This window comes from Nicoliella sp. ESL1120 (assembly GCF_058508515.1).
Genome location: NZ_CP196383.1, coordinates 525367 through 537718 on the forward strand (window position 1 = coordinate 525367; position 12352 = coordinate 537718).

At 42.4% G+C, this 12352-nt stretch carries 11 protein-coding genes; 8 read left to right on the plus strand and 3 right to left on the minus strand.

Annotated elements, in window-relative coordinates; genetic code table 11:
• The first annotated feature begins 4 nt into the window (after nt 1-4).
• Together ACSYTE_RS02075 and ACSYTE_RS02080 are read left to right on the plus strand one after the other, a co-directional pair.
• Nucleotides 5-727, plus strand: a complete 723-nt coding sequence (locus ACSYTE_RS02075) for a hypothetical protein (protein ID WP_491717062.1) — start codon at nt 5-7, stop codon at nt 725-727.
• A 94-nt stretch (nt 728-821) separates the two neighbouring features.
• Nucleotides 822-1349 (plus strand): DUF5776 domain-containing protein, encoded by a 528-nt coding sequence (locus tag ACSYTE_RS02080; protein ID WP_491717063.1) that lies wholly within the window; start codon nt 822-824, stop codon nt 1347-1349.
• A gap of 101 nt (nt 1350-1450) precedes the next feature.
• Here the strand turns inward: ACSYTE_RS02080 and ACSYTE_RS02085 are convergent, their stop codons facing one another.
• Nucleotides 1451-2692, minus strand: a complete 1242-nt coding sequence (locus ACSYTE_RS02085; protein WP_491717064.1) for a DUF5776 domain-containing protein — start codon at nt 2690-2692, stop codon at nt 1451-1453.
• Nucleotides 2693-2909: 217 nt separating this feature from the next.
• On the opposite strand from ACSYTE_RS02085, the gene ACSYTE_RS02090 reads away from it, so the two are divergent.
• Nucleotides 2910-3458: a TetR/AcrR family transcriptional regulator gene (locus tag ACSYTE_RS02090; RefSeq protein ID WP_491717065.1), complete on the plus strand. Its 549-nt coding sequence runs from the start codon at nt 2910-2912 to the stop codon at nt 3456-3458.
• A gap of 17 nt (nt 3459-3475) precedes the next feature.
• The gene (locus tag ACSYTE_RS02095) at nt 3476-4021 is read left to right on the plus strand and encodes a TetR/AcrR family transcriptional regulator (RefSeq protein ID WP_491717066.1); all 546 of its coding nucleotides are present in this window, start codon (nt 3476-3478) and stop codon (nt 4019-4021) included.
• 34 nt (nt 4022-4055) lie between these two features.
• On the opposite strand, the gene ACSYTE_RS02100 is transcribed toward ACSYTE_RS02095, so the two are convergent.
• Entirely contained in the window at nt 4056-4280 is a 225-nt protein-coding gene (locus ACSYTE_RS02100) for a hypothetical protein (protein WP_491717067.1), read from the minus strand.
• Between the two features lie 2 nt (nt 4281-4282).
• Nucleotides 4283-5503 carry a DUF2075 domain-containing protein gene (locus ACSYTE_RS02105; protein ID WP_491717068.1) on the minus strand — a complete coding sequence of 407 codons (1221 nt, stop codon included), beginning with the start codon at nt 5501-5503 and terminating at the stop codon, nt 4283-4285.
• Nucleotides 5504-5601: 98 nt separating this feature from the next.
• Between ACSYTE_RS02105 and ACSYTE_RS02110 the strand changes: the two genes are divergently transcribed.
• The 4 genes from ACSYTE_RS02110 to ACSYTE_RS02125 all read left to right on the plus strand — a co-directional run bounded on the left by ACSYTE_RS02110 (nt 5602) and on the right by ACSYTE_RS02125 (nt 12292).
• Complete coding sequence (locus tag ACSYTE_RS02110) at nt 5602-7683, plus strand: KxYKxGKxW signal peptide domain-containing protein (protein WP_491717069.1); 2082 nt, start codon at nt 5602-5604, stop codon at nt 7681-7683.
• A 147-nt stretch (nt 7684-7830) separates the two neighbouring features.
• Nucleotides 7831-9816, plus strand: a complete 1986-nt coding sequence (locus ACSYTE_RS02115; RefSeq protein WP_491717070.1) for a KxYKxGKxW signal peptide domain-containing protein — start codon at nt 7831-7833, stop codon at nt 9814-9816.
• 227 nt (nt 9817-10043) lie between these two features.
• The gene (locus ACSYTE_RS02120) at nt 10044-11270 is read left to right on the plus strand and encodes a KxYKxGKxW signal peptide domain-containing protein (protein WP_491717071.1); all 1227 of its coding nucleotides are present in this window, start codon (nt 10044-10046) and stop codon (nt 11268-11270) included.
• 206 nt (nt 11271-11476) lie between these two features.
• Nucleotides 11477-12292 carry a KxYKxGKxW signal peptide domain-containing protein gene (locus ACSYTE_RS02125; RefSeq protein ID WP_491717072.1) on the plus strand — a complete coding sequence of 272 codons (816 nt, stop codon included), beginning with the start codon at nt 11477-11479 and terminating at the stop codon, nt 12290-12292.
• The last annotated feature ends 60 nt before the right edge of the window (nt 12293-12352 follow it).

Consider the following 12352-nt stretch of genomic DNA (forward strand, 5'->3'; position numbering starts at 1 on the left):
ATATATGAAAATGAAAAAGACGCTTTTAATGACCGCCTTATCACTAATGCTAGTGGCACCGACCGTTTTAGAAGCCTTCAATACTGAGGCCCAAGTAACTGTTAATGCTGCTAAGAAGCATAAGGCTAAGAAACATACCAAGGTCAAGCACCATAAGAAGGTTAAGAAGACCAAGAAGGCTAAAAAGGCTAAAAAGAACAATTCAACAACGCCTGTAAACACCACCCCTTCTAGCACCCAGAACCAAAATACGACTCCATCAACGACGACGACTGCGAATAACAATACCCAACCAGCAACGACGCCCGTTAATAATGACCAAACCGCATTCAATAATGCCGTTAGCTCACTAGGAATTTACGCTAACCCAGGTGCGCAGAATAGTTACACTGTCGGGGCAGGGACACGCTTTAACAACGGTAACTACACTGACTACCGTGACTCATTGAATGCGATCACTTCTGACATGGGTTCGACCGATGCTTACGATAATACTAACTTCGGGAATAAGGCCGTAATGGTTTTCCAACAACAAGCTTCAGAATTAGCCCAAGCATTCAAGGGCCGCTTCTCCACTTATGATAACCAAGTCATTTCAGACGCTGCTTCAAAGGTTCAACAAAACTGGGCGAACGGTAGCACGACTGCTAGCGCACGGGACCAACAATGGAATAACATTGTGAACCTATTGAACGGCTTAAGTGGTGGTTTTAGTAAATTAAGTTAATTCAATTACGCAAAAAGCTCGATTACTTTCGGAATCGAGCTTTTTTACGTTCAATTTGCTATAATGGGGGCAATAAGGAATTTAGGTGAGATGAATGAAAAATATTGGAAAAAATAAGTTGCTAATCGCGCTGTTAGCGTCAACGGGCTTGGCATTCGGACTGATTAATGGTAATCACGGTCCGATCGCCCATGCCAAAACGGAAACCGTTGCGCAAGCCAAGGCTAACCTTAACCAAGCCACTGCGACCTTAAAAGCTGATTCAAAGCATCAGGGGTTATCGGCGACTTATCAATCAAGCAGAAATCAGGCGGCATCAAAGAAGCGCCATGATCTGAACAAGTATTATTCTGCCGAAAAGACCTACTTAAAGCTGGCCAAGTTATACAATGCGCGTTACTACTATGATTTTGACCGCGTTGGTGACTACGTAAAAGTGGCGCAAACGGTCAACGTTTATAACAACAAACGCTTTACTAGTCAGCACTACATCGGGCAACTAAAGCGTGGGACCAAGGTGAAAGTGAATCGGATTATTCACTACGGTAAGACGACACGGATCGAGTTTGCTAACCACCACTTTATTACTGGCCTCAAAACATCAATTAATAAGATTCGATAATAAAAACGCCTCTAAATTGAAAAAATTTAGGGGCGCTTTCATTTCTGTGGTATAATTTAACAATTGTCAAAAACGGCTTTGCAAAAATAAGTGATTTACGGTTATTTAATAAAACTCTTTTTACCAGTAATGTATTGGTTACCAGTAACTTCGAAGACGGATGAATTATCAGAGGTAATGATCTTTTTAACCGTAATGGTCGTGCCTTTTTTAATTTTCTTGAGCCGATACTTCTTAACGAGGTGTTGGTTACTGTAAGTGTAAAGATTCTTTTTGGTGGTAATCGTCTTGAAGGTCCCATCAAATGAGTAGTAGTAATCTTCATTATAGTTATTTTCAGCGATGAGCACGCCTCGTTCAGCAGAGCTCAAACGTTTGTTAGCACTACTGATGGCCTTTTTGGTCTTAGCCTTCTTGAGGGCCTTCTTAGCACTTTTGACCCGACTCTTTGCTCTGGCAACTTCGGCCGATTGGGTATCGTCAGCATCGCTGCTGGTACTATTCGCACTGCTGCTTTGGCTAGTGGTAGTCGATGCACTGCTGGAAGCTGAGCTGGCACTTGATTGAACGCTAGTAGCGCTACTACTAGTGGCACTGCTGCTTTGGGCCGAACTCGTACTTGCTGAACTAGCAGATGAAGAGCTAGCTGATGATGCACTGGAAGTCGTCGAGCTAGCGACTGAACTCGTCGCACTACTGCTTGCTTCTGAGATCGACTTGTTAGCAAGTCCTAACACCAAATTAGTGGCACTGCTCATGCTTGGGACTAAGCCGTACGCACTGTTTAGGTACGCCATTACTTGGGTGAAGGCAGATGATGCAAGGCTAGCGGATCTAGATCCATCAGCAATGTTACCACCCGTGGTCGTAGCAGTACTAGCGATCGTAACGGCAACGCTAATCTGGGCGTTCAATGCTTGTCCAGCAGATGCTAAATTATTGGCAGTGGTATTGATGAGTGCTGCCGTGGAGTAGGCGCTCGCAGCGTTAGAAGCATCATAACTAGCACTGATATTAGTGTTAGCGCCGCGTTGGGCTTGGCTAACGGCAGTCGAAGCAGCACTCGCAAGGCTATTTACGATCGATACTTGGTCAGCTAGGCTATTGTTAGCACCAGAAACGGTATTACTGAACACCGTTGTGTTGGCTAAATAACCAGCTGCGGTATTATCGCTGGCAGTTGATTGGGTCGTGGCGGCCGAACTGGTCGTGCTATCAGCATTGGCGTTGACGCTAACGCCAGCTGCCATTCCTAATAGTACGACGGATGATAACACGAGCCATTGTTTTTTAACTTTGTGGAGAACTTTACGTTCCTGTGGGTTTGATTTTTGATTATTCATAATTAAGGACTCCTTATTATAATTAATACTTAAATCATTTATAACACAATCATTATTTAAATACTATCAATATTTCTTTACAAAACGGTTTTTTAAAAGTAAAAATTCCGTAATAATCATTAATTTTTACAAGATATGTTGTTATAATAAGTCGTAAGTATTTTTTGCATAATTGTAATAAATATGCAGGGATTCCTAAAAAAAGCGGGGTGAGTTGATGCTCAAAACTAAACATATGATTGCAGATGCATATTTAAAATTGGTGCGCGATAATTCGTTATTGAACGTTAATAACGATGACATCATTAATACATCTGGCATTTCACGAGGCACATATTATAACAATTTTGAAAGCCAACAGGATATATTAGATTATATTCAAGTGCAGATTGAACATGAGTTAGTGGCACCGATTCGGGATGGACTCGCTGAATTAAATGCTGCTAATTTGAACATGGAACAGGCGATCTCAGACATTGCCAAGGTGAGCGTTCCGTTCTTATATGCCCATTCAGACCGAATTATGGTTCTGAGTGAATGTACTTTAAATCACATTTGGGAAAATCCATTGATTGAAGTCTTTAAATCCTTTGTTGCTGCTAAAGCCAAGCACAATGGCATATCGACTAAGAATGTGAATATTATTTTGAACTACATTGTGATCATTATTGAATCCTGGATTACAGAACCCAATCCTGAGGATCCAGAGAAGTTCATTGCGGATTTTGATCAACTGTATAAACAAACAATTACGGGTTTAATTTAAGGAAAAGGATTGATTACATGGCAAATTCAAAACAAAAAATTGTTAATGCATTCTTATCCTTGATTAATCAAAAATCAATTTTGAATATTACTAATATTGATATTATTAATGAAGCCGATGTGGCCAAGGGGACTTTTTACCATCATTTTCATAGTAAGGATGACATTATTAAATATTCCGAATGTCAAATCGATCGTGAATTAATTCATGGTTTCGTGGACAAATATCGGCATGAGAAGAATAAGGAACTGACACCAGAGCTATTCGTGGAAATCTTTAGCAAGACTGCGATTCCGATCATCTATAAGAACCGTGATCAGATTCGGGTCCTCAATGGTACTGATGTAAACGAAATTTGGCAGCATTACCTAGAAATTCATTACCTGCGCATTATGAAAAAGCTATTCCCAGAGGATGATCTTTTTCACGTGCGACTATTCATTAAATATGTTAATTTAATTATTTCACTATGGATTTCTAGCTTAATTCCAATGGATGAGAAAGAATTCCAAAAACGCTTCAAAGAGTTACTAGAATCAAAGTTACTGGATGCTAAAAAATAAGATTGCTACATATTATGTAGCAATCTTATTTTTGTCATCGCTTATTTCTTAGCACCTTTACATAGGCATAAATCAAGATGATTTCGACGGCTGAAAGAATGATTTCTAAGATCGTATTGAAGCTGTCAGAAAAATAATGCGTCAAGAAGACGTAGTGGATTAACAAGATCACGGCCACCACGACCAACGCGATTCGTAAAAAGTTGAGCTTACCCAATGCATTCACCTGCCTAGTTAATATCTTGTCTTTATTATACATGATTAATCAACTTGGTGGGCGTGCCAAATCTGTGCTAAGCGCTGCCTTAATTGCTGGTCATGGGCGAAGACATACAGCCCCTTGACCCCGCGTTTCATCAATACGTTCACCGAATTGAGCACTAACGTCTGCTTGACCTTAGCAAATACCTTCGGATCGGTGATGTCACTACGCTTCTTCAGTGATTCGACGTCAGTAAACTTACTGAGGTCAACATAGAGGTGGTCTTTTTCATCGATCTTGATCGGCGGCCCCAGGATAACGCCCACGTAGTTAAGGTCAAATCCCTGACAAGTAAACATCGAACCGACTTCATTAATGGTCGCGGGAATTTCTGCCCACGGGGTCTGGGTATAATTATATTGGTCCCAGGGCATTTTAAAATTGCCCTCAACGACGTAGTGTTTACCACCGTCAAGCGTCGATGGATAACCAGACGTCGAAACGATCCGCGATAGGCCGACGCGCTCGTTTTGTTTGACCACGAGTTTGCGCATTGCTTCGGCATCGTCAAAGATCCGAAAGTCATAGTCAGCACCTAAGTCGCGTGGCAACTCGGTCAAAGTCCCATCAGTGAACGTATTGATCCATTTTACCAACCCATCGCTAGCGTTCATTCTAAACTGGTGGGTCAGGTGGTATTCGCCCACGGTGTAGGGAGCAATCAGCTTCTTCAACCGCGCATCGGTCCAAAAACTCTTGGTCCGCAATACCTGGCGGTGGTCAAAGACTAAGATCGTAACCTGAGAACGCTTGATAATTTCGCTTAACTGGTTATCTTGGTAGAAGTTATTGTATGCGTCGCGCCTGGAAAGCAGTAGGTGCGCCTCATCAATGATCGTGATGTCAGCATGCCCATCTCGCTTAGCCATCTGGTTAATAAACGATGTCGGGCGATTGAAGTGCTTTTTTAAAACGTGGGCTTCCTTGCCAGCGATTTGTTTGTAGACCTTTAGGATCTCGGGATGGTTCACCAAAAAGTAATTGTGGGTATTGGCGAGCGGCCCCTGTTTAGCAGCTGATAATTGTTGAAAATCATAGAATAATTGACTTAAGATGACGCTTTTGCCGGTCCCAGCATCGCCATAAATGACGTAAACAGCGTGGTTTTGATCATTGATGTGGTCGATTGTAAATTGCTTGATGCCATTGATCATTGCCTGCTGTTCGGCAGTGAGGTGATGGTGATCAGCAAGGAGCTTATCAACGGTTGAATTAGTCATAAATAATCCCTCCTGTATAAAAGATTTGGCTACAATATATTTAAAATTATACTAAATATGTCATATAATAGTATAAGATATTAAGGAGGTCCTTATCTATGAAAAAGAATTCAAATAAGGAACATTACAAATTATACAAATCCGGGAAAAAATGGATTGCAGCGATGATTATGACGACTGCCGTTGTGTCTGTCGACTATGTCGCAGGACACGATCACGTTTCAGATACTTTTGGAACGACAGTTGCCAGGGCTGATTCGACTCAAAGCCAAAGCAGTGCTGACGATCAATCCGCAAGTAGTGCTGCCACCACTAGCCAATCAACGAATGCTAGTCAGTCTACTGGCAGCGATGCCGTTACTACGCAAAGCAGTAGTTCCGATACGACGGCCAACGTAGCCGCTGATAATGATTTATTATCATATCGGATCGCGGAAGTTTCTGACACCCCAGCCACTGATTCCGCCAATAGTGTCGCTAGCTACGCTTCTTCGGCTAGCGCTACGGTTTCTGCTAACGCAAAGGTTGCCAGCAGTGCCAGTTCATACGTTGCTAGTGTTAGAGCAGCAACTTCCGTAGAGGGGAAAGCATATGAAAACGACAACGTTAACAGTGCGTTTGCCCTGCTAGCGAGCGTTGATAGCGTCAATAACGAATCCAATTCACTAGTCTCAAACATTTATAATTCATATTCAGCGGCATTCTCATACGCTAGTGCGAATGCATCGGGTGCCGATCAATCTACGGCCGAAAGCATTTTAGGGTCGCTCTTCAGTAATCAATATTCCCCAGCTGCTTCTGCTCGCGATAGCGCGATTGGCGATCGGAATGGTTTCAACAATAGCCTGGGCGCATTTAATACGGCCCCAGCATATCCTGCCACGAGCTCTGCCAATAGTGCATCCGCATTGGCCAGCAATGCAGTCGTGAACGCCCCTAGCAATGCACTAAGCAGTGTCAGCAGCGCTGCCAGCCTGGTCGATAGCGTCGCTACCCTTGTGAACAACAGTGGGAAGCGTTCGAACAGTGCAGCAGTCGATGCGGCCGCTAGTGCTGCTAGTTCAGCGAACAGCGTTACGAGTGCCTACCAATCAGCAGTTAGTTCATTAGCTTCAGCCGAGAGTGCATATTCTGCAGCCAGTGCATTTGCTGCTTCACAAACGGCTGGCAACCCCGACAAGAGTTCCGCTGAGGGAATCCTAGCATCAGCATCATCGGCAGTGGCATCCGCTTCCAGTACGGCCGCTCAACTATCGAGTGTGAATGATTCACTGCAATCGACTTGGAATTCGATTCAAAATACTGAAGACACGTCATCGGCAACTAGTTCTGCCACGAGTGCTTCTAACGTGGTGAGTTCAGCGAGTGCAGCCGTTCCAGGCTCATCTTCAGCAGTAAGCAGTGCCAGTTCAGTGATCGCTAGTGTCGGTTCATTGGTTGATAAGAACGGCAAGAGTGCGGAAAGCTCTAACGTTGCGGTCGCCGTAGCTGCCGGCAGCGATGCTGCTAATGCCGCTGCTTCTGCTAGTGCTGCCTTCAGTGCTGCCAATAGTGCATATTCCGCTGCCAGTGATTTTGCTGCTAAGACTAGCGCAAAGTCAGATCAAGCCAGCGCTAAATCGATCCTCGCATCGGCTGCGACTGCATTATCTTCAGCAGCTAGCGTTGCTTCATCACTATCGACTGCCAACAGTGCGGCCCAAAGCGAATTAAGCTCGATCCTAGCTCATTCTGATGCAGTGGCTTCTTCATCAACGACCTCAACGGCTTCTTCATCCGCTGATAGTGGCTATGTCAATTACGTTCACTCTAATGGTTACCAATTGTCAGGTGGGTTAAGCGTTGCCTCATCAACTGGGAATGACTCGGCTAGCTCAGCAACGCAATCATCCACGAGCGCATCTTCATCAGCTGCTAGCGTTGTCCCATCAACAACGTTCCCACAATATGAAGAAACGGTTAAGCCTGATAAAGTTTCAGATTCGCCAGTCTTTAAAAAGTCCAATAAGCATGCCAAGGTGACTAAAACAGCGGTTAAGAAGGCCAAGGATGCTGTTACAAAGGCTAAGCAAAAGTTAGCTAAGGCTAAAACCACTAAGGCTAAAAAGACGGCTGAGCAAAGAGTGAAGATCGCAGAAAAGAAATATAAAGCCCTTAACAAGGCATATAAGGATCAATAATCGATCCATTTAAAAACCAGTCTTTTAGAGACTGGTTTTTTTATTATCTAAATTACATATTTTTTACAAAATAATGATATGAATTAATTTTGTTTTAATAATACTAGTGATATTATTAAATTATAAAATGTTAAGGAGGGTGTTAATATGAATCAAAATTCCAATAAAGAACACTATCGTTTATATAAGGCTGGTAAGAAATGGGTTGCCGCAATGATCATGACTGCTGCGGTCGTGTCCGTCGGCTATGTAGCTAACGATAATACCTCAGCTAAGCCATTTGCTACTGCGGTTGCTAAAGCAGCCTCTGTAACTGTAACAGTTTCAGACGTTACATCCACTGCTGACAAAGCTTCCGGTGCCGCTTCCGATGCTGCTGGTTTAAGCAGTGCCGCTTCCGATGCGGTAAGTTCATTTAGTAGCTATGTTGCAAATGCCTCGACTGCTGTTAATAACAGTGGTCGCTACTCTGCCAGTGCTCAATTGTCTGATGCCGAAAGTTATCAACCGAGTGCTCAATCAGTAGTATCTAACTATTACAGTGCAGCTAACTCAGCAAAGTATTCATACAATAGCGCTTCCAGTGTCGAAGGTACATATGCTTCATCAGCTACTTCTGATGAAAAGGGTGCTTCAAGTTACACCAGTGCTTCAAGTACAAATGTTAATACTGCCAGTGCGGTTGCTACTTTAACAAGTGATGCAAGTGCTAAATCAGATGAATTTGCTTCTTTGGAAGCGGTGTTAGCAAGTCTCCAAAGCCTGCCATATTCAGCAACTAGTACTGCCAATAGTGCTGCCTCAGTAGTTGACTCTGCTAGTAGCACCATTAGTAGCGCTGCCACAGCGGTCAGCACTGCCCAGTCCGTTGTGACGAGTGCCAAGAATTCATTGGACGATCTTTCTAGTGGTGACGTTTCAAATGCATATAGTTTAACTAGCACGGCAGCTAGTGCAGCCAATGCAGCTAGTGCAGCGTTAAGTTCCGCTGCTCAGGCTGAAAGCGATGCCAGTGTAGCAGTTTCCAATGCCGATTCAAGTGAAAAGTCTTCTGCGCAAGCAACCTTTAATACACTATCAAGTGTATTTAATACTTTAAGTAAACCTGTGCAATCCGTTGTTAGTTCAAACAGTGCCGTTCAAAGCGAATTTACATCGTTATTCTCAGCCACCGCACAGGCTTCCTCAGTAGCTAACTTGATCAATTCAGTCGAAAAAGATCAAATATCAACATTCAGTGTTATTAGTAGTGCCAATTCAGTTGTGGCAAGTGCCACTAAACTAGGTAACAATGCGACCGCAACGGATAAATCGACAGCTTCTGCAGCGAAGTCACAAGCGACTAGTGTGTATAACTCGTTAAAAGCAGAAGAGAGTATTGCTACTAGTACGATTGCAAGTGCAAGTGCTGCTGCTTCTGCCGCCATTGCAAATGCGCCTTCAGGGGCCGATAAAGCAAATGCAAGTTCTTTATTATCATCGTTATCATCAAATGATATTAGTAGCAATGATAGCAGTTTATCGATGCTATATAATGTAATGGTTTCTAGCTATAATTCAGCATTTCCAGCACCGACGGCTAGTCCAGCGACTACCACCACTACGACCACTGATAATAACTCATCAGGTTACGTAGAATATGTCAAATCAACTGGGTACTTGCTATCGGGTGCTGCGACACCTAGTTCAGCATCAGCAACGCCTTCATCAACTAGTGCATCTCCATCATCGACGCCTGCTTCATCTGCAACTAGTTACGTGCCATCGACTGATTTTCCAGATTCGGAAGCACCGCTCAAACCCGATTCACTTTCAGAAAAGCCAGTTATCAGTGATACTTCCACCCAGAAGCCTCATGATGATCAAAAGCAAACTCAAACGACTACTGATACTGATAAAACCAAACCTAAGTCAGTTAAAACAACAAAGGGGACCAACGGGAATGTAAAGCACCTGCGGAATGTTAAAACAACGAGTGTTGCTAATCACCAACAGGTTAATCGGACGCAGTCAAATGCTAAGCAATTACCACAAACTGGTGAAAGCAATGTTGCTAAACGAACCGCATTGATTGGTTTATCAATGCTCGTGGTTTCAGCGGCCTTGTTTGGATTATACAAGCGGCAAAAATAGTTCGATCAGATACATTATTTTCGTACAGAAAATCCGTTTCCAATTTTATTTTTGGGAACGGATTTTTTATTGGATAATGTGCTACACAGCGGTTTTTTAACAATAATTTTACAAATACAATTATATACATTTTTTTCAGATAGTGATATCATATAGACATGATATAGTTTGGTTACATAAACCTAGATTATATAATTCTATATAGAAATTTTAGGAGGTTTTTTCTTATGAAAAACACTAACAAAGAACACTACCGTCTTTACAAGTCCGGTAAAAAGTGGGTTGCAGCAATGGTCACTACTGCAGCTTTAGTATCATTCGGTTACGTGGCAACTAATGCTAACGTTAACGCACCATTTGCGGTGACTGCACATGCGGCAGATACTCCAGATTCTGCTGTAGCTTCTGCAAATTCAGCAGCTTCAAGTGCAGCTGTAGTAGCTTCAAGTGCATCTGCATTTGCTTCATCTGTTGCTTCTAACAGCAGTGCAACAAGTGCTGATGTATCATCTGCAGCATCATCTGTAGCAGCAGCATCAGCAGCTGTATCAACTGCATCATCATTTGTATCATCAGCAGCATCAGTATCTGGAGTAACTTCATCATCTTTGACAGCAGCAACATCATCTTTGACAGCAGCAACATCATCTTTATCAGCAGCAACATCAGCTTATCAAACAGCATCATCAGCATCATATGCTAAATCATCAGCATTAAGTGCTGCACCAGTTGATGCAGCATCTGCTTCAACAGCTGTTACTTCTGCATCATCTGCAGTAGTTGCTGCTAGTTCCGTTGTTTCATCATTCGCAAGTGTGGAAAGCTATGCTACTCCTTCAGATTATGCATCAGCATCATCAGCTGTTTCTTCTGCATCAGCAGCTGTTTCTGTTGCTGCATCATTAGTTGCAGTTGCAAATTCAGCTTATAATTTAGCTTCTTCATATTCAGCTAGTGATAATGGCGTTGTTAGTGCAAAAACAACTTTATCCACAGCAACAACTAGTTTAGCATCTGCTACTTCTGCTGCAAGTTCAGCAAGTTCAGCATTTAGCTCAGCTGCATCTGTTTACGCTAAGACTGCTGGATACGTTAACCAAGCTAACTCAAACAACAACAAGTTATCTGGTGAAACTTCTTCAGCAAGTTCTGCAACTAGCAGTGCTGCATCAAGTGCTACTTCATCATCAGCTACTTCATTTGTGCCATCAACTGATTTCCCACAATATGAAGCACCAATCAAGCCAGACAAGGTTTCAGACAAGCCAGTATTCAAGGCTGAATCTGAAAAGAAGGCTACTAAGGCTGAAGTAAACAAGGCTAAGAAGGCTGTTAACGCTGCCAAGAAGGCTGTTAAGGCTGCTAAGACTTCAAAGGCTAAGAAGACTGCAGAAAAGAAGTTAGCTTCTGCTGAAAAGGCTTACAACAAGGCTTACAAGTCATACAAGGGTTAATCTTTTATTTAATCTAAGTAAATTAAAATAATCTAATTTTTGATTGAGCTGATCATGTTTTCATGATTAGCTCTTTTTTTTATCCTGATTATCAATATATTTGTAAACTTTAAACTATACATTGTAAATTCTTAGTGTTAGTATATAGGTACAAAATATAGTTTAGTTACATAATTTAGATGCGTAAATATCGAGGAGGTAATTCTATGAAGAATACTAACAAAGAACATTATCGTCTTTATAAATCTGGTAAAAAGTGGGTTGCTGCATTGGTAATGACTGCTGCATTCGCTACTGCATTTGTGGCAACTCCATTTACTGCATCGGCTAATAATAGTACTAATCCTAATGCTACTCAAACTGCTAATAGTGATAATGGGGGTTCAAATTCTGGTGGAGCAGATTCAACTACATCATCCAGTACTTCACCTGCATCATCAGGGACTTCCAATCCATCATCTAGCACTTCCAATCCATCATCAGCTACTAGTAATCCTTCAAGTGCAGCAAATGGTAGTTCTGCTAGTTCATCTGAAACAGGATCAACCCCTACTTCTGGTAACACTGTAGTATCAACATCATCCGCTTCTACTAGTGGTTACGTAAGTTATGCTGATAGTGTTAGCAAGCTATCTGGTGATGGTTCAACCGCTTCTTCTGCAAGTTCAACTACAGCATCTAGTGCATCATCAACCGCCACAAGCTCATCAGCTACTACTAGCCACAAGGCCAAGAAAGCTAAAAAGGCTAAGACGACCACAGACACTACTGAAAAGAAGACCAAAAAGACTACTAAGGCAGAAGTCGATGCAGCTAAGAAAGCTGTAGATAAGGCTAAGAAGGAAGTCGCTAAGGCTAAGACTAAGAAGGCTAAGGCTGCTGCTGAAAAGAAATTCAAGGCTGCCGAAAAGAAGTACAACAAGGTCGAAAAGGTTTACGCTAAGGATCACAAAAAGACCACTAAGAAAGCTAAGAAGACTAATAAAAAGGCTAAGAAAACTTCTACAAAAAAAGCTAAATAATTCCTACTAAACTATATTTTGTTTCTAGAAGCGACTGGGTTGCCAGCCGCTTCTTTTTTG